The organism is Dactylosporangium sp. NPDC006015, from assembly GCF_040614215.1.
Lineage (GTDB): Bacteria > Actinomycetota > Actinomycetes > Mycobacteriales > Micromonosporaceae > Dactylosporangium > Dactylosporangium maewongense.
Genome location: NZ_JBEXUD010000080.1, coordinates 1 through 17,091, shown reverse-complemented (window position 1 = coordinate 17,091; position 17,091 = coordinate 1). Strand labels below are relative to the sequence as shown.

Annotated in this window: 15 protein-coding genes and 1 pseudogene; 5 read left to right on the top strand and 11 right to left on the bottom strand. The window is 73.0% G+C overall.

Translation table 11 applies throughout. From position 1 onward, the window contains the following. Nucleotides 1–12: 12 nt before the first annotated feature. Together ABZ321_RS56125 and ABZ321_RS56120 are read left to right on the top strand one after the other, a co-directional pair. Nucleotides 13–2,358 carry a carbohydrate-binding protein gene (locus ABZ321_RS56125; RefSeq protein ID WP_344498646.1) on the top strand — a complete coding sequence of 782 codons (2,346 nt, stop codon included), beginning with the start codon at nucleotides 13–15 and terminating at the stop codon, nucleotides 2,356–2,358. Nucleotides 2,359–2,413: 55 nt separating this feature from the next. Beyond that, the gene (locus ABZ321_RS56120) at nucleotides 2,414–4,906 is read left to right on the top strand and encodes a DUF4832 domain-containing protein (RefSeq protein WP_354904921.1); all 2,493 of its coding nucleotides are present in this window, start codon (nucleotides 2,414–2,416) and stop codon (nucleotides 4,904–4,906) included. Nucleotides 4,907–4,912: 6 nt separating this feature from the next. Here ABZ321_RS56120 and ABZ321_RS56115 read toward each other — a convergent pair whose 3' ends face one another. Then, a complete protein-coding gene (locus ABZ321_RS56115; protein ID WP_354904918.1) occupies nucleotides 4,913–6,163 on the bottom strand; it encodes a Gfo/Idh/MocA family oxidoreductase in 1,251 nt (416 codons plus the stop codon). Nucleotides 6,164–6,208: 45 nt separating this feature from the next. Between ABZ321_RS56115 and ABZ321_RS56110 the strand changes: the two genes are divergently transcribed. Both ABZ321_RS56110 and ABZ321_RS56105 read left to right on the top strand, forming a co-directional pair. Continuing rightward, on the top strand, nucleotides 6,209–7,375 hold the full coding sequence (locus ABZ321_RS56110) for an ROK family transcriptional regulator (RefSeq protein WP_354904915.1): 1,167 nt from the start codon (nucleotides 6,209–6,211) through the stop codon (nucleotides 7,373–7,375). A gap of 499 nt (nucleotides 7,376–7,874) precedes the next feature. Beyond that, nucleotides 7,875–8,804 carry an ADP-ribosylglycohydrolase family protein gene (locus ABZ321_RS56105; RefSeq protein WP_354904951.1) on the top strand — a complete coding sequence of 310 codons (930 nt, stop codon included), beginning with the start codon at nucleotides 7,875–7,877 and terminating at the stop codon, nucleotides 8,802–8,804. Nucleotides 8,805–8,812: 8 nt separating this feature from the next. On the opposite strand, the gene ABZ321_RS56100 is transcribed toward ABZ321_RS56105, so the two are convergent. Further along, entirely contained in the window at nucleotides 8,813–9,967 is a 1,155-nt protein-coding gene (locus tag ABZ321_RS56100; RefSeq protein ID WP_354904913.1) for an NAD(P)/FAD-dependent oxidoreductase, read from the bottom strand. A gap of 124 nt (nucleotides 9,968–10,091) precedes the next feature. Between ABZ321_RS56100 and ABZ321_RS56095 the strand changes: the two genes are divergently transcribed. Continuing rightward, nucleotides 10,092–10,478, top strand: coding sequence for a hypothetical protein (locus ABZ321_RS56095; protein ID WP_354904911.1), 387 nt, complete (start codon nucleotides 10,092–10,094; stop codon nucleotides 10,476–10,478). 75 nt (nucleotides 10,479–10,553) lie between these two features. Here the strand turns inward: ABZ321_RS56095 and ABZ321_RS56090 are convergent, their stop codons facing one another. The 9 genes and pseudogenes from ABZ321_RS56090 to ABZ321_RS56050 form a co-directional block, all read right to left on the bottom strand. After that, complete coding sequence (locus ABZ321_RS56090; RefSeq protein ID WP_354904908.1) at nucleotides 10,554–11,435, bottom strand: CoA ester lyase; 882 nt, start codon at nucleotides 11,433–11,435, stop codon at nucleotides 10,554–10,556. After that, entirely contained in the window at nucleotides 11,432–12,595 is a 1,164-nt protein-coding gene (locus ABZ321_RS56085; RefSeq protein ID WP_354904905.1) for an acyl-CoA dehydrogenase family protein, read from the bottom strand. Before ABZ321_RS56085 ends, ABZ321_RS56090 begins: the two co-directional genes overlap by 4 nt. Before the next feature lie 3 nt (nucleotides 12,596–12,598). Next, complete coding sequence (locus ABZ321_RS56080; protein ID WP_344498630.1) at nucleotides 12,599–12,961, bottom strand: zinc ribbon domain-containing protein; 363 nt, start codon at nucleotides 12,959–12,961, stop codon at nucleotides 12,599–12,601. Further along, nucleotides 12,958–14,070, bottom strand: a complete 1,113-nt coding sequence (locus tag ABZ321_RS56075) for a thiolase (protein ID WP_354904902.1) — start codon at nucleotides 14,068–14,070, stop codon at nucleotides 12,958–12,960. The genes ABZ321_RS56080 and ABZ321_RS56075 overlap by 4 nt, the downstream gene beginning before the upstream one ends. Beyond that, nucleotides 14,067–14,450: a MaoC/PaaZ C-terminal domain-containing protein gene (locus tag ABZ321_RS56070; protein WP_354904899.1), complete on the bottom strand. Its 384-nt coding sequence runs from the start codon at nucleotides 14,448–14,450 to the stop codon at nucleotides 14,067–14,069. The genes ABZ321_RS56075 and ABZ321_RS56070 overlap by 4 nt, the downstream gene beginning before the upstream one ends. Next, complete coding sequence (locus tag ABZ321_RS56065; RefSeq protein WP_344498624.1) at nucleotides 14,447–14,935, bottom strand: MaoC family dehydratase N-terminal domain-containing protein; 489 nt, start codon at nucleotides 14,933–14,935, stop codon at nucleotides 14,447–14,449. Before ABZ321_RS56065 ends, ABZ321_RS56070 begins: the two co-directional genes overlap by 4 nt. After that, a complete protein-coding gene (locus ABZ321_RS56060; RefSeq protein WP_354904897.1) occupies nucleotides 14,932–15,900 on the bottom strand; it encodes a RidA family protein in 969 nt (322 codons plus the stop codon). Before ABZ321_RS56060 ends, ABZ321_RS56065 begins: the two co-directional genes overlap by 4 nt. Continuing rightward, nucleotides 15,897–16,439: a hypothetical protein gene (locus ABZ321_RS56055; RefSeq protein WP_354904949.1), complete on the bottom strand. Its 543-nt coding sequence runs from the start codon at nucleotides 16,437–16,439 to the stop codon at nucleotides 15,897–15,899. The genes ABZ321_RS56060 and ABZ321_RS56055 overlap by 4 nt, the downstream gene beginning before the upstream one ends. 75 nt (nucleotides 16,440–16,514) lie before the next feature. Next, nucleotides 16,515–17,006 (bottom strand): annotated as a pseudogene (locus tag ABZ321_RS56050) (MmgE/PrpD family protein); the annotation flags it as partial. Nucleotides 17,007–17,091: the final 85 nt, after the last annotated feature.

The window sequence follows — 17,091 nt, the reverse complement described above, 5'->3', positions numbered from 1 at the left end:
GGAGGCCCATCCATGCGTACCGCCCCGCGGCGGCGAGCCCTCGCGTTCGCCGCCGCACTCTGCACGGCCGCCGCCACGGCCGTGCTCGCCGTGACCGTGCAGGCGCAGCCCGCCGTCGCGGCACCGGCCGGCCCACCGGCCAGACCGGCTCCGCCCGCCACGCCGAGCCCGTCGCTGACCGACCACCCGCTCACCGCCGCCCCGAGCCCGCTCGACAACCCGTTGAAGGGCTTCGCCCGGTTCTACTTCCCGGGCGACAACCAGAGCACCGGCTACCCGCGGTCCCTCGCGTGGAGCTACTTCGGGCTGTCCGAGGTGATGACCAACGCGGCGAACTGCGGCAGCTACGACTGGTCGATCGTGGACAGCGCGCTCAACGAGATCGCGTCGTACGGCAACCAGGCCGCCATCCGGTTCTTCATGGAGTATCCCGGCGGCACCGGCAGCCATCCCGGAAACTCCATTCCGCACTGCTTCGACGGGCACGTCACGTACCGCAACAACACCTTCTGGGGGACGGTGTCGCCGGACTACGACAGCCCCTACCTGCTCAGCGCGCTGTCCGACTTCATCGCCGCGTTCGGCGCCCGCTACGACGGCGACCCCCGGATCGGCTTCATCAACCTGGGCATCGTCGGACTCTGGGGCGAGTGGCACACGTGGCCGTTCGACACCGACACCGCCGACGGCTACCCGAACCTGATGCCGACCGACGCGCACGGGGCGCAGATCATCCAGGCGTTCGACACCGCGTTCAACAAGACGAAGCTGGAGATCCGCTACCCGGACTCCGCCGGCGGCGCCGCGAACACCCGCGACATCGGCTACCACGACGACTCGTTCTGCTACCGGGAAGGCTCGCCGCTGGCGGGCGTGACCCTGCCGCAGTCGCTCGGCGGCGCGAGCTACTCGCAGCTGCAGCGCGCCGTGAACATGGGCGTGGAGAACAAGTGGATCACCAGCTCGATGGGCGGCGAGGTCCGGCCGGAGATCCAGAGCTCCGCGTTCACCTCGTGGCCCGGCGGCTCGGGCCAGGTCGACAACATGAAGGCCTGCATCGAGCTGGAGCACACCACCTGGAAGATCAACCAGACCAGCCAGAGCTACTCGCCGTCTGACCCGAACGTGGCCGCGGCCGTGCGGCTCATGGGCTACGACCTGTCCGCGACCCACGCGTACTTCCCGAACACCGTCAGCGGGAGCAGCGCGACGGTCGGCGTCACGCTCGTCAACAACGGCGTGGCCCCGTTCTACTACCCGTGGACGGTCACGCTCGGCCTGAAGAACTCCGCCGGGACCGTGGTCAAGACCTGGGACACCCCCTGGGACCTGCGGACCGTCCAGCCGCTGAAGATCCGGGCGTTCCCCGACTGGGGCGTCGGCGCCGACCCCACGTACCGCGACTTCGGCTATCCCCAGTACTTCCAGGCCGGCGTCAGCCTCACCGGGGTGGCGACCGGCTCGTACCAGCTGGTGCTGCGGGTCAGGAACCCGCTGGAGGCGGTGAGCGCGAACGCGAAGAAGCTGCGCTTCGGCAACGCCACGCAGAACGCCGACGGGTGGCTGGGCCTCGGCGCGATCGGGGTCGGCGGCGGGGGCGGCGGCGACACCACGGCGCCGACCGTGCCGACCGGGCTCGCCTCGCCGGCGAAGACGGCGAGCAGCGTGTCACTGACCTGGAACGCGTCGACCGACGCCGTCGGCGTCACCGGCTACCGCGTGCTGCGCGGCGGCACCCAGGTCGGCACGTCCGCGACCACGTCCTACACCGACAGCGGCCTGTCCGCGTCGACCGCCTACACGTACACCGTGCAGGCCTACGACGCCGCGGGCAACGTGTCGGCGGCGTCCAGCCCGCTGACCGTCACGACCTCCGCGAGCGGCGGGGGCGGGGGCGGCGGCATCGGCCTGGACGACTTCGACGGCAACCCCGCCTACCCGTCCGCGGCGAAGAACGACCTCGCGAAGTGGACCGGCGGCAACTGCTTCGGAAACGGCGGCGGCAACGGCGTCGTCGCCGGCGGGGCGCTGACCCTGCAGTACAACAACTGCGGCTGGTTCGGCAGCGACGTCGCCACCGACGTCTCCGCGTACACGTACCTCGTCGTGCGGGTCCGCGGCGCCTCCGGCGGCGAGCAGAGCCACTTCAACCTGAGCCTCGGCGGCGCCAGCAAGGTGTTCGGCGACTACACCCTCGACGGCGGCGGGCACCCGGTCATCACGACGTCCTACCAGGACATCAAGATCCCGATGGTCGCCAACGGGATCAGCCGCACCAGCCCGGCGCAGCTCGCCATGGGTTTCTGGTACGGCGGCAACAGCTCCATCTCGATCGACAGCCTCTCCTTCAGCAACTGACCCCCCGCGCCGGCGCCGTCCACTGTGGACGGCGCCGGCCTCGCCAAGGAGCATGATGCACCGGACCCGAATCGCGGCCGCGCTCCTCGCAGTCGCGCTGCTGTCGACGCCCGGCGTCGCCCACGCGGCGGCGCCGACCACCACCGCCACCTACACCGCCGACCTCGGCACCGTGTTCACCAACCCCGAGCGTGGCTTCCACAACCGCTACGAGATCGTCGACGACCCCGCCGTCAACGACTACGCCAGCAACACCATCCCGGGCTTCAACCCCGACATGCTCGACCGCACCTTCGCCCGCGCGAAGGCGAACGGCAACACCCTCATCCACAGCTACCTGCACCTCGACAAGTACCAGACCGCCGACCTGCCACCCGCCCTGATGACCAACCTGGGCACCGGGCTGGCCGCGATCCGCGCCCAGGGCATGAAGATCGTCCTGCGGGTCGCCTACGTCTGGGACGGCTACTCCGCGGTCACCGAGCCGCAGATGGAGCGCCACATCGACCAGCTCGCGCCGGTCCTCGCGGCGAACGCCGACGTCGTCCTGCACCTGGAGGCCGGGTTCTTCGGCGCCTGGGGCGAGTGGCACTCCAGCCCATACACCGCGTCGTCGGAGGAGAGCCAGGCGCCGGTCCGCTACCGCCTCGTCAAGAAGCTGCTCAGCAGCACGCCCGCGACGATGCCGATCGCGATCCGCTACCCCATCTTCAACTACGAGTTCGCGCAGCGGACCACGCCGCCGCCCGGCTGCCCGCTGCCCGACAACTGCCTCATGACCACCCAGGACAAGGACCGGCTCGGCTTCCACGACGACTGCTTCCTCGCCGACACCGCCGACATGGGCACCTACGACCAGAACTCCTGGCTCGGCTGGTTCGACGTGTCGGTCAAGAAGCAGTGGGTGTACGACATGGCGACCAGCGCCGGCGGCAACAAGATGATCGGCGGCGAGACCTGCAACGCCAGCGGCGCCAACGACAGCGCCGGGGTCAACGCCCAGTACGAGCTGTCCCACCAGCACTGGACGGAGATCAACGAGGACTACGCGCCGGTCAACACCGACATCTGGAAGGCCGCGCACCTGGCGGCGTCGGGCAACGACCCGGCCGAGACCCTGTTCACCCGCATCGAGCGCAAGCTCGGCTACCGGCTGCGGCTGCAGGACGCCACATACACCACGCAGGCCGTCGCCGGCAGCCCGTTCACGTTCGCCGCGCACCTGACCAACGACGGCTACGCGGGCATCATCAAGCCCCGCCCCGTCTTCCTGGTCTTCGACAACGGCACCCAGCGCTACAACGTGCCGCTGCCGGACCTCGACCCGCGCACCTGGCGCCCCGGCGCGGTCACCGTCCCCACGCAGACCGTGACCCTGCCGTCGATGACCGCGGGCACCTACAAGCTCGCGCTGTGGCTGCCCGACCAGGCCACCGGGCTGCGCGGCAACCCCGCGTACTCCGTGCGCCTGGCCAACACCGGCACCTGGGACGCGACCAAGGGCTACAACGTGCTCGCGGGTGCGATCCAGGTCGGCTCGTGCACGGCCGACTGCGTGCCGCCCACCGCGCCCACGCTGACCTCGACCGGCACGACCGCCACCTCGGCGTCGCTGTCGTGGACCGGCGCCACCGACAACGTCGGCGTCACCGGTTATGCCGTCCTCCGCGACGGTACGCAGGTGGCCACGGTGTCCGGCACGTCGTACACCGACACCGGGGTGCCCGCGGGCTCCCACACGTACACCGTCACCGCCCGCGACGCCGCCGGCAACGTGTCGGTCCCGAGCAACGCCGTCACCGTCGGCGTCGGCTGCACCGACTGCGCACCGCCGTCGACGCCGGCCGGGCTCGCGGTCACGGGCACCACCACGACCTCGATCTCCCTGGCGTGGAACCCCTCGACCGACAACGTCGGCGTCACCGGGTATCTGGTGTTCCGCGACGGTACGCAGGTCGGCACGCCCACCGGCACCACGTACACCGACAGCGGCCTGAGCGCCGGCAGCTACACGTACACCGTGAGATCCCGCGACGCGGCGGGCAACCTCTCACCGGCGTCGGCGCCGCTGACCGCCTCCACCGCCCCGCCGACGCCGGCCGGTCTGGTCGTCGACGACTACGACGGCACGCCCGCCTACCCCTCGGCGGCCAAGAACGACCTCGGGAAGTGGACCGGCGGCAACTGCTTCGGAAACGGCGGCGGCAACGGCGTCGTCGCCGGCGGCGCGCTGACGTTGCAGTACAACAACTGCGGCTGGTTCGGCAGCGACGTCGGCGTCGACGTCTCCACCCGCACCTACCTCGTCGTGCGCATCAAGGGCACGTCGGCGGCGCACTTCAACCTCAGCCTCGGCGGCACCACGAAGCTGTTCGCCGACTACACCCTCGACGGCGGCGGGCACCTCGCCCTGACCGGCACCTTCCAGGACATCAAGATCCCGCTGGTCGCCAACGGCATCGACCGCGCCAACCCCGCGCAGCTCGCGATGGGTTTCTGGTACGGCGGCAGCGGCACCGTCACGATCGACAGCATCTCTTTCGTCTGATCCTGTTCACAGCCTGACCACGGTGCTGGTCAGCCGGGCCCGCTCGGCTGACCAGACCACCCGGTGCGAGGCGAGGCTCGTCGCCATGTCCGAGCTGAGCAGGCTGCCGTCGTTCGCCGCGACGGCGGCGAGGAAGGCCTCCACGAGTCCCTCGTCGCCGCCGTCGTGCCCGTCGCCGGCCTCGCCGGTGTCGACGGTGCTGGTGGTGCCGGTGGTGCCGGTGCGGAAGTCGGTGACGCTGAGGTGGCGGCCGTCGCCCTCGATGCTGCCGTGGCTGCCGAAGAGCCGGGTCTGCCGGCGCTGCATGGGCGTGAACGCCGTCATCGTGAACGTGGCCGTCACGCCGCCGGTGTACTGCATGGCGACGACCTGGTGGTCGACGACGTCGTTGTCGCAGTCGTACACGCAGCGGCCGTACGGGCCTTCCCGGAGTGCGCGTCCCAGATCGCGCGGATCGTCGGTCACGGCGTCCACCGGCCACCTCAGCCTGCCGTCTTCTGTCTTGTACAGCCTGACCGCCGAGTACGGACACGTCGGCTCCACCGCACAGTCGACGCACCGCTTCGCTGATCCCGGCGGCCGGTTGCCGGCGTGGAAGTGGGCCAGGCCGCCGAACGACGCCACCTGGCTGGGGGTGTCGCCGACGACGTACGCCAGCCAGTCGAGATCGTGGCAGGACTTGGTCAGCAGCATCGGACCCGACTCGTCCTCGCGCCGCCAGTTGCCGCGGACGAACGAGTGCGCCTGGTGCCACCAGCCGACCGGCTCCAGGTGCTGCACGCTGACCAGGTCACCGATGCTGCTGGTGTTCAGGAGGTGCTTGAGCGCTCGCGTGTACGGCGTGTAGCGCAGCACGTGGCAGACCGCGCCGATCACGCCCGCCGCCTCGACCGCCTCCGCGATCCGGCGCGCCTCCGGCTCCGTCGGCGCCATCGGCTTCTCCAGCAGCAGGTGGTACCCCTGCCGCGCCAGCGCCACGGCCGGCTCGACGTGCAACCGGTCCTGGGTGGCGATGACGGCCGCGTCGGCAAGCCGTCCTGCCGCGCTCATCGCCTCCCAGCTGTCGAAGACCGCGCCCGCCGGGATGCCGTGGGTCCTCGCGAAGGCCGCCCGGCGCTCGGGGTCCGGCTCGGCGACCGCGACGATCTCGGCATGCCGCGCCGCCGCGAGCCGTGCGTACTGGCGGCCCCGCAGGCCCGCGCCGACCACCGCGATCGTGACAGGGTTGCGATCCCCCGAGTACTTTGTAAACTCCATAGCAATATTGGCGCGCCGCCGGCACGATACGTCAAGGGGAAAACTGTGACAGATCAGGTCATCAGCGGCACCGATCTGTCCCGGCTGCGCGAGCTCAACTCGCTGACGGTCGTCCGGGCGCTGCGCGACCAGCCCCCCGCCACCGTCACGGAGCTGGCGAAGCTGACCGGGCTGTCCCGCCCCGCCGTCGACGTCATCGCGCAGGGCCTCGTCACCGGCGGCTGGGCCACGGTCGTCGAGCCGAGCGGCAGCAGCGTCGTCGGGCGGCCCGCGCGGCGGTACCGGTTCCGCGCCACCGCCGGACACGTCATCGGCGTCGACGTCGGCGCCCACAAGATACTGACGTTGCTGGCCGACCTCGACGGCAACGTCGTGCACACGGCCCGCTGCACCGTCGCCGCCGACGCCGACCCGCCGTCGCGGCTCGCCGCGCTCGACGCCGTGCTCGCCACCTGCCTGTCGGAGGCCGGGAAGACGGAGCAGGACATCTGGGCCGTCACCATCGGCGTCACCGGCCCCGTCGACGCCAGCGGCAAGACCACCCTCTTCACCCCGCTGCCCGGCTGGCAGACCGTCGACCTCGCCGCCCACCTCAGCGACCGCTTCACCTGCCCCATCGTCGTGGAGAACGACTGCAAGCTCGCCGCCCTCGCCGAGCGCTGGCAGGGCGCCGCCCGCGACGCCAACGACATCGTCTTCCTCCTCGCCGGCCTGCGCATCGGCGCCGGCCTCATCATCGACGGCGTCCTGCGCCGGGGTTACGGCGGCGCCGCCGGCGAGATCGGCGCCCTGAAGGCCGTCCGCTGGCTCACCGCCCCCTCCCACCTGGGGCAGTGCCCCGGCGTGCCGGCCACCGTCAGCCCCGACGACGCCGCCGCCTGGGTCTTCAACGCCGCCCGCGACGGCAACCGCGACGCCCGCTCCGCCGTCAACCGCTACGTCAAGGACCTCGCCATCGGCACCGCCGCCCTGGTCCTCGCCCTGGACCCCCAGGTCGTCGTCTTCGGCGGCGGCTTCTCCCGCTCCGCCGACCTCGTCCTCGACCCGCTCCGCCGCGAGCTGGGCCGCCTGTGCCTGCGCCTCCCCGACGTCCGCGCCTCAACCCTGGGCGCCGACAGCGTCGCCCTCGGCGCCCTCCGCCTCGCCCTCAACGAGGTCGACCAGCGCCTCTTCACCCTCGGCCTCAGCGCCCCCATAGCCCCCCGCCGCTGAGCCGTTATTCCCCCACCGCTGTCGCGGCGGCATGATCCGGAAGAGTTTGTGTCGTCATAGCAGCACAAAGTCTTCCGGATCATGAGAAACGGCCCTGGTACCAACCAGTCCAGCAAACGACGTCCATCACTACCCCATGATCCCGCGCGATCTCCGGCAGCTACAGCCACCGCAACCATTCGGGATCACGGGCCGCCAAGCCCACCACCATGATCCGGAAGGCTTTGTGTCGTCACAGGCACACAAAGTCTTCCGGATCACGAAAAACGGCCCCGGGACCGACCGGTCCAGCAAGCGGCGACCGCCACTTCCCCATCCCACGCGGTTCCGGTGGACAGGACCACCACAACCATTCGGGATCACCAGCCGCCGAGCCCACCACCATGATCCGGAAGAGTTTGTGTCGTCATAGCAGCACAAAGTCTTCCGGATCATGAGAAACGGCCCCGGGATCGACCGTTCAGCGGGATCACGGGGGTGCTGGGAGGATCTGGGGGTGGTGAGGTTTGCGCTCACGGAGCGGGTGCGGCTCGGGCTGGTCGACGACAGCCTGGCGGGGTTGTCGGTCGGGGATGCGCTCGGGGCGCAGTTCTTCATGGTCGGGCGGTCGGTGGGTGACCTGGTCGCGGGGCGGGTGCCCGACGGGCCGTGGGAGTGGACCGACGACACGCACATGGCCTGCTCCGTCGTCACGGAGCTGCGGGACGGGCCCGCCATCGACCAGGACAGGCTCGCGACGCGGTTCTCGCTGCGGTACGAGTCGCACCGCGGCTACGGTGCCGGCGCGGCGACGGTCCTGCACGAGATCCGAGAGGGCGTGCCGTGGCGGGAGGCCGCGCGGCGGGCGTTCGGCGAGCAGGGGTCGCTCGGGAACGGGGGTGCGATGCGGGTGGCGCCGGTCGGGGCGTACCACGCGGACCGGCCCGCACGGGCGGCCGAGCAGGCGGCCCGTGCCGCCGAGATCACCCACGCGCACCCCGAGGGGGTCGCCGGGGCGGTGGTCGTCGCCGTCGCGGCGGCGCACGCGGCGGCGGCGAGGCTCGGTGGGATGCGGCCGGAGCCGAAGGCGTTCCTGGAGCTGCTGCGGCCACACACACCCGATGGCGCCGTGGAGCGGGGCCTCACGAAGGCGGGCCGGCTGATCGGGCGGACCGCGCAGGAGGCCGCGTACGAGCTCGGCAACGGCAGCAGGGTCACGGCGCAGGACACGGTGCCGTTCACCGTGTGGGTGGCCGCGACGCACCTCGACGACTACCCGGCGGCCGTGACCGCGTGCGTCGTCGCGGGCGGCGACATCGACACGACCGCGGCGATCGCCGGCGGGATCGTGGCCGCGTACACGGGTGTCGGTGAACGCACCGAGACAGGCGCCGGCGTACCGCGGCCGTGGATCGACGCCAGGGAACCGCTACCGGACTGGGCCTGCTGACGGGCGGGTCACCGGACCGGGCTGGGCGACGGTGAGGGGGACGGGGACGGGACGTCGGGGAAGGAGCGGTCGCCGAAGAGGATCCTGGCGGCGGCGGAGCGGCCAGGACGGGTGCGGAGAAGGGCGACCGCGGCCTCGGCGGCGGCCGGGGAGGTGACGGACGCGAGGGCCCGGCGCAGGGCGAGGCGGCCGCGGAAGCGGGAGCGCAGGGCGTTGCCGTCGTAGGCGCGCAGCACATGGTCGTCGCCGGTGCGCAGATAGTCGGCCGTGACCGTGGCGGCGAGCTCCGACAGGCGCAGGCACGGGTCCAGGCCGCCGGCGGTCAGCGGGGAGACGGCACCGGCGGCGTCGCCGACGAGGAGGCCGGACGGGCACGCCAGGCGGCGCAGGACCCCGCCGACGGGGATCGGGCCGCCGCGGCGCTCCACGGGGCCGGCGGGGCCGGCGGGCCCGACGGGCAGGGTCAGGCCGGGGGCGTCGGACGTGAAGGCCGACAGGAGGTGGCGTACGCCGGAGCGCATCGCGGACGGGTAACCGGCGACGCCCGCGTGGACGTGGTGACCGTCGTCGATGACCCACCCGAGGTAGCCGGGGGCGACGCGCGGGTCCAGGACGCAGTGGAACGCGGGGACGGTCGTGGCGGACCCGCTCGGGTGGATGATCTCGGCGCCGACGAGCAGCCGGCGGTTGACGTCGAGGCCGAGGTCGCGGGCGACGGCGGAGCGGGCACCGTCGGCGCCGACGACGAACCGGGCCCGGACCGGCTCGGCGCCGTCCAGGTGCGCGATGCCGGTGGTGATGCCGGTGTACCGGACGCCGAGCAGCACCCGCGCGCCGGCGGTCTCCGCGGCCCGCCGGGCGTGGTCGTAGACGGCCGGCATGTCGGCGACGCGGTACTCGTCGCGGTCGCTGGTCAGGTGTACAGGGTCGCGGCGGGACGGCGGGTAGAGCAGCACGTCGCGGACGCCGGGGCCGAGGAGGTGGCCGGGCAGGTCGAAGTCGTCCAGGGTGCGCCGCACGAAGATCCCGGTCGTGCGGACCCCGGCCGCGAGGGACCTGCGCCGGTCGACGACCAGGACCCGCAGGTCCCGCTCCGCGAGCAGGCGGGCCGTGTGCAGGCCCGCCAGTCCGGCCCCGACCACCAGTACGTCAACCGTCTCCACGGGACGGACGGTAGAGCCGATCCGGGCCGCACGGGCCGGCGTGCACCGGACCCGCCCGACACCTTCGCAGCAGGTTCACAACGCGGCCCGGGCCGGCGTTGACACGGCGCGTGACACTGTCGGCATGCTCGCATCGAAGCCCGTGCGTACGGTGCTCGCCGCGTTCACCGCCGTGACGCTGGCGGGCTGCATGCTTCGCCCGAGCGACGAGCCCGACGACCACCTGCTCGATCCGGCCGCGACGGCGGCGACCCCGGACCCGTGCGGGCTGCTGACGCCGGATGAGGTGCAGCAGGTGCAGGGCGGCACGATCGAACCCGGCGAGGAGATCCGCGGCAACCGTACCGGCGAGCGGGTCTGCTCCTTCGACCAGCAGGGCACGAAGCTGCTCACCACGGTCAGCGTCTACCCCGAGGACCGCGCCGGGTTCGACGGCGAGTTCGAGACCGTCAAGGCCGCGAAGCCGAAGCTGCTCGCGCTGGGCCCGAAGGCGGTGGCAAGGCTGCCGTGAGGCCTGCAATCCTTCCCCGCCGCTTGATCGAATGACGAATGGAGCGCCCACCATGATCCGGAAGACCTTGTGCAGTCATAGCTGCACAACGTCTTCCGGATCATCGAACGGCGGGCCGGCGAGGTCCAGCACGCGCCGAGCGGCGCGGACCACGGCGGCGTCGACCATGCGGCCGTCGGCGCCGACGAGCACGCCCGCGCCCGAGGAGACCGCCGCGTCGAAGCGCTCCACCAGGTCGGCCGCCACCGCGATCTCGACCGCCGACGGGGTGAAGACCTCGTTGACGACCGGGATCTGCGCCGGGTGGATGCACGCCCTGCCGACGAACCCGAGCCGCCGGAACGCGACCGTCGACGCCCGCAGCGCCGGCAGGTCGCGGTAGTCGGTGCTGACGGACGCGACCGGCGCGGCGATCCCGGCGGCGGCGCTCGCGAGGACGACCTGCGAGCGGACGAAGAGCAGCTCACGCTCGTCGGGGCCCAGGGTGACGCCGAGCTCGGCACGCAGGTCCGCCTCGCCGATCTGCAGCCGCGCGACCCGCGGTGCCCGGGCGATCTGGGCGGCGTCGAGGACCGCTGTCGCCGTTTCCAGCAGCGGTACGACGGGGACCGCGCCGACCGGAAGCCCCCGCTCCTCCTCGGCCGCGGCCAGCACCGTCCCGAGCGCGGCGACCTCCGCGGCGCTGCCCGCCTTGGCGAGGCACACGCCGGCCAGCCGGGGGCCGACGACCGCACGGACGTCGTCGAAGCCGGCGGGGCCAGGGTTCACCCGCACCCAGACCGCGGGACCGGCGGCCGGCAGGTCGGCCAGCCAGGCGGCGACGATCGCGCGGGCGCGGGCCTTGCCGGCCAGGGGCACCGCGTCCTCCAGGTCGACGATGAGCGCGTCGGCCCCCCGGTCCAGGGCCTTGTCGAGCTTCGCGGGAGCGTCGCCCGGCACGTACAGGTAGGACCTCATCCGATGCTGCCCTTCCCGCTGGTGAGCGCCTTGGCGATGACGATGCGCTGGATGTCGTTGGTGCCTTCGCCGATCATCATCAGCGGCGCGTCGCGGTAGAGGCGTTCGACGTCGAACTCCTTGGAGTAGCCGTAGCCGCCGTGGACCTGCATCGCCGACAGCGCGCACGCGGCGGCCGCCTCCGACGCGAACGCCTTCGCCATCCCGGCCTCCATGTCGACGCGGCGGCCGGCGTCGGCGCGGGACGCCGCCCAGTACACCATGAGCCGCGCCGCCTGGACCTGCATCGCCATGTCGGCGAGCCGCAGCTGGATCGCCTGGAATTCCGAGATCTGCGACCCGAACGCCCGGCGCTGCCCCGCGTAGCGCAGGGCCTCGTCGTAGGCGGCCTGGGCGATGCCGAGGGCGCGGGCGGCGACGTTGATCCGGCCGGTCTCCAGGCCCGACAGGACCTGCTGCATGCCGCGCCCCTCGACGCCGCCGAGCAGCGCGGACGCGGGGACCCGGCAGTCGTCGAAGAGGATCTCGCACGACTCGGTGCCCTTGTAGCCGAGTTTCGGCAGGTCCCGGAGCACCTCGAAGCCGGGGGTGCCGGCCTCGACGAGCAGCACGGACATACCGCGGTGCGCGGGGTCGGCCGACGGGTCGGTCTTGACCAGGACCGGCAGCGGGTCGGCGTGCCGGGCGTTGGTGATCCAGGTCTTGCGGCCGGTGATGACGTAGTCCTGGCCGTCGCGGCGGGCGACGGTGCGGATGCCCTGCAGGTCGGTGCCGGCGTCGGGTTCGGTGAGCGCGATCCCGGTGCGGCGGGCCCCGGTCGCGAGGTCCGGCAGGTACGCGCGGCGCTGCTCGTCGGTGCCGTGCCGCGCGATCAGCCAGCACGACAGGGAGTGGCTGCCGAGGATGCCGGCGATGCCCATCCAGCCCTTCGCGATCTCCTCGAAGACGAGGGCGAAGGAGACCATGTCGGCGCCGAGGCCGCCGTACTCCTCGGGGACGGTCAGCCCGAACAGCCCCATCCGCCGCATGGTCTCGACGATCTCGGCCGGGTAGCGGTCGGTCGCCTCCGATTCGCGGGCGACGGGACGGATCTCCCTGTCGACGAACGCGCGCAGCGCGTCGCGGAACTGGCGCTGCTCGTCGGTGAGCTCGAAGTCCACGGGTCACCCCAAACGGAAGACGGGAAGGTTGCGGCCGTCGTCGAGCGGCCGCCAGTGCACGACGACGGTGGCGCCGATCGCGGCGTCCTGCCAGGGCTCCACGTTGGACACCAGGCGGGGGCCTTCGGCGAGCGTGATGACGGCGACCGCGTAAGGCTCCGATGCGCGGCGCACGACGGTGTACGTCTCGATCACGCCGGCGCCCGAGGTGTCCACCAGGGGCGGGTCGGGCTCCCCGCAGCGCAGGCACAGCGGGCGTGGGTAGTGCTGGTGGTGCCCGCAGGCGGCGCAGCGCTGGACGGTGAGCCGCCGCTGCCTCGTCGCGTCCCACCACGCGGCCGTCGTCTCGTCCACCGGGATGCTCACGAGGTCCGTCCAAGCAGGACGGTGCCGTGGGTGGAGAGGATTCCGCCGGTACCGTGGGCGAGCGCGACCCGGTCCGCCGTGCCGCGCAGCCGTCGGACGGCCTCGACGAGCAGCAGCACGCCGAGCTGCCCCGGGTGGCAGTAGGACAGCCCGCCGCCGGACGTGTTCATCGGCAGCGTCCCGGCGGCGACGAGGTCGGGCGCCTCGCCGAAGCCGCAGAAGCCGAGGGCCTCGAGGGTCAGCAGCACGGTGATGGTGAACGAGTCGTAGATCTGGGCGCTGTCGACGTCGGCGGGAGTGAGCCCGGCCATGGCGAACGCGCGCCGGCCGGAGTCGACGGCGCCGGTGCGCAGCAGGTCGCCGACGCCGACGATGGAGGTGCCGGTCGTCGCCTCGCCGTAGCCGAGGACCTCGACCGGGACGGCGGGCAGGTCACGGGCGCGGTCCACAGTGGTCAGCACGACGGCGCCGCCGCCGTCGGTGACGAGGCAGCAGTCGGCGACCCGCAGCGGGTCGCTCACCAGCGGACTGGCGTCCATCTCCGCGGCGTCCAGCGGTCCCGCACCGTACCGGTAGGCGCGCGGGTTCTGCTGCGCCCATTCGCGGGCCGCGACGGCCACCGACGTCATGCCGGCCCGGCCGCGGTCGGCGCCGTACGTGTGCAGGTAGAGCTGCGCGGCGAGCGCGTACGCCGACACGGGGTACAGCGGCCCGTACGGCTGCTCGAACTGCGCCTCCGGCGTGTGCGCCTCGTAGGGGTCGAAGGTGCGGCTGCGGGCGGAACGCTGGTTGGACCCGTACGAGATGACGACGACGGACGCCTGCCCGGCCTGGATCGCCTGGACGGCGTGGCCGACGTAGAGCTCGAACGCCGCGCCGCCGGCGAACGTCGAGTCCGTCCACCGTGGACGCAGCCCGAGGTGCTCGGCGACCTGGGTGGCGGAGAAGCGGGACACGCCGTTGGTGGCGAGCCCGTCGACGTCGGCGAGGCGCAGTCCGGCGTCGGCGAGCGCCCGGGTGACCGCCTGCGTCTGCAGGTGCAGCGCGGTCTTGCCGGTGACCCCGAGGTCCGACTCGGCCGCGCCGACCACGCAGACCCCGGTGGTCATCGCAGTTCCACTGTGGACGACGCGGGCGCGACCGCGATCCGGCCCTCGGCTTCGACTCGATGCTCGATGGTGACGAGCCGGCCGTCGACCGCCTGAACAACACCCAGGCAGCGCACTGTCTCGCCGGCGTAAACGAGGCTTTTGAAGCGGAACGTCAGCGAGCGAAGCACTCCAAAAGTGCCGATCCAGTCCTGGACCTGCTCGGCGAGCAGCGCCCCGAACACCTGCCCGTCGACGACCGGCCGGTCCAGGCCGCGCGGCGCCAGGTAGGACGGGTCGTAGTGCAGCCGGTGCCAGTCCCACGTGGCGCCGGCGTAGGCGATCATGTCGGGCAGCGCGATCAGCCGTTCGAGGGGCGGCAGCTCGAGGCCGGGCTTCACGGCGTCACCGCCAGGTAGATGATGGTCTCCTCGTTGGTGGCGAGGAGGTCGCCGTCCTGGTTGGTGTAGGTGGCGCGCGAGGTGAACACCAGCATCGGCTGCCCGGCACCCGTGGCCCGCTCGGCGATGTCCACGAGCCGCCACACGGCGGTGACCACGTCGTCGGGGCGCACCGCCCGGTGGAACTCGTAGGCGTTGCCGCCGCGGACCTGGCGGGTGCCGGGCAGGTCGATCCCCCACGTGTGGCCGGCGTAGCCGTCGGCGTCGCGGGGCAGCCCGGCGTACTGGTTGGTCTCGCAGATCAGCGTCGGCGGCGCGACGACCCCGTCGTGGCCGGCGGCCCGGGCGGCCGCGTCGTCGGTGTAGACGGGGTTGTCGTCGCCGACCGCGAGGGCGAAGTAGCGGATCGCCGCGCGGCCGAGGGGTTCGGGCGCGGTGTAGGTGGCCTCGCGGCCGATGAGGGCCCGGATCTCGTCGGTCATCATGCGAGCACCGCCGTCGGCACGACCTCGATCAGGAACTCCGGGCGCAGCAGCGCCGAGCAGACGACGGAGGTGACGGCGGCGTCCGGGTACCGTTCGGCGCGCACCGCGGCGAGCTTCGGATAGTCCGCGGCGGCGGCAGGGGTGACGTATTCGAGCAGACGGGTGACGGTCCCCCGCCCGGCCGCCTGGAGCACCAGGTCGACGCTGTCGTAGAGGTAGTGTGCCTGCATCAGGAGGTCCCCCTCGTGCAGCGCCAGCTGGGTCTCCGGGTCGAGCGCGCCGAAGCCGGACATCACGAGGGTCTCACCCGCGACGACGCCGGGGACGTAGGTCAGCGTGTCGTACCGGTCCCAGCCCGGGTTGAACGACCGCAACGGCCCCCGACCGGCCAGCGCGTCGATGGAGACCATCGCGCCCGCCTCCACCGGGTTGTCGACGAGGATCCCGGCGGCACCGGGGAACACCGGGCCGAGCAGGTCCCGGCGAGGGCGGCCGCAACGCGGGTACTCGGCCCGGGTCGTGGTGGCGGTGAAGTCGGTCGTGCGGACCAGGGCGTCGAGGCCGAGGCCGGCGGCCTGCAGCAGCTCCCCCAACCGGACCAGGCACCAGCGGTACTGGTCGCGGAAGGCCCCGGTCGTGGTGTGCACGCTCGGCAGGTGCACCAGGTCCCCGGCGGCGCGCAGCAGGCCGCCGGCGATCGCCTCGCCCCCGCCGGGGTGCGCCGTCAGTTCGACGGCGAAGCGGTGCCCCGGGTCGGGGAACCCGGCGACGGGCACGACCGACACCGGCACCCGGTGCCCGTCCAGGAACCGCTCGCGGGCGCCCGGCGGGGCGCCGGCGGTGACGTACTCGGCGACGTGGACGACGTCGCCCGGCCCGAACCCGGCGTCGGCGAGGTGACGGGCGGCCGACGCGTAGACGGTCGCGGGGTCGGGGCCGGCGATCCCCGGCAGGTAGGTGGTCATGCGGTCGCTCCCAGCGCGTCGAGAAGGTCGTCGAGGTCCGTGGCTTCCGGTAGCGCGTCCACGGCGGCGAGCACGGCGGGCCCGCCCGCGCCGAGGTTGGCGAGGGCCTTGCCGCGCACCGTGTCCGCCAGGCCGGGCGAGTCCGGCCCGCCGCCGCTGCGCGGCACCTCGGCGGTCAGCGTCCGGCCGTCCCGGAGCGTGACGACCACCCTGCCGGGCTGGTCGGCTGCGGCACCCGCGAGGTCGGCCACGCGGTGCCGTACCGACGCCGCCAACGCCGACACGTCGGGCCGGTCGACGCGGGTGAAGGTGTCCACGGTGACGGCCCGGTCGACGAGCATCGCGGCGACACACCACGCCAGGGCGAACTTCGCCTGGTACGCGGTGCGCGGCGCGGCCTGGTCCGGCCCGCAGACGATCGCCTCGGCGTCGGGGTGGATGTCGACGACCACGGCGGCGACGTCGGCGGGGTTCAGGCGCAGGGTGGCGGCGGCGTCGAGCGGGGCGTGCAGCAGCTGGCACGCCGGGTATGGCTTCACGGTGATCCGGGTCAGCTCGAACCGCTCGCCGAGGCCGTCGAGGACCGCTTCCGGCGCGACCCGCCGGCCGGCGAGGGCGGCGTAGAACCCGGACGCGCCCTCGATCGCGCTCGCCGGCCCGCTGGCACCCGCGGCGGCGAGGCGGGCGGCGAGGATCCCGTGGTGCGCCGCGAAGCCGGTGTGCAGCTGCTTCGTCGACGACCCGGTGTGCAGGAACTCCAGGAGCCCGCCGGCCTGGCTGGCGGCGATGCCGATCGCGTCGACCGTCTGCGCCTGGGTGAGGCCGTGCAGCCGGGCCGCCACGAGCGCCGCGGCGATCACCCCGCAGGCGGCGGTGGCGTGCACCCCGCGCGCGTGGAACGCGTGCGGCGCCGCACCCCCGAGCCGGCAGATCGTTTCGAGCCCGACGACCGCGGCCGCGACGGCTTCGGCCCCGCTGACCCGCAGCTGCTCCCCCACCGCGAGCACCACGGGCAGCACCGGTGCCGTCGCGTGGACGAGGCCTCCGGCGTGCGTGTCGTCGAAGTCGAGCGCGTGCACGAGGACCCCACCGGCGAGCGCGGCGGCGGGCGCCCCGAGGGGGCGGCCTGCCCGTCGACGTGGCCGAGACCGTCGCGTGGCTGGCGCACCCGGCGTCCGGCGGGGTCAACGG

Excerpts from the sequence above, each read along its gene's own strand:
- ABZ321_RS56125 (WP_344498646.1), top strand. The coding sequence starts at position 13 with ATGCGTACCGCCCCGCGGCGGCGAGCCCTCGCGTTCGCCGCCGCACTC.
- ABZ321_RS56120 (WP_354904921.1), top strand. The coding sequence starts at position 2,414 with ATGCACCGGACCCGAATCGCGGCCGCGCTCCTCGCAGTCGCGCTGCTG.
- ABZ321_RS56115 (WP_354904918.1), bottom strand. The coding sequence starts at position 6,163 with ATGGAGTTTACAAAGTACTCGGGGGATCGCAACCCTGTCACGATCGCG.
- ABZ321_RS56095 (WP_354904911.1), top strand. The coding sequence starts at position 10,092 with ATGCTCGCATCGAAGCCCGTGCGTACGGTGCTCGCCGCGTTCACCGCC.
- ABZ321_RS56090 (WP_354904908.1), bottom strand. The coding sequence starts at position 11,435 with ATGAGGTCCTACCTGTACGTGCCGGGCGACGCTCCCGCGAAGCTCGAC.
- ABZ321_RS56075 (WP_354904902.1), bottom strand. The coding sequence starts at position 14,070 with ATGACCACCGGGGTCTGCGTGGTCGGCGCGGCCGAGTCGGACCTCGGG.
- ABZ321_RS56065 (WP_344498624.1), bottom strand. The coding sequence starts at position 14,935 with ATGATGACCGACGAGATCCGGGCCCTCATCGGCCGCGAGGCCACCTAC.
- ABZ321_RS56060 (WP_354904897.1), bottom strand. The coding sequence starts at position 15,900 with ATGACCACCTACCTGCCGGGGATCGCCGGCCCCGACCCCGCGACCGTC.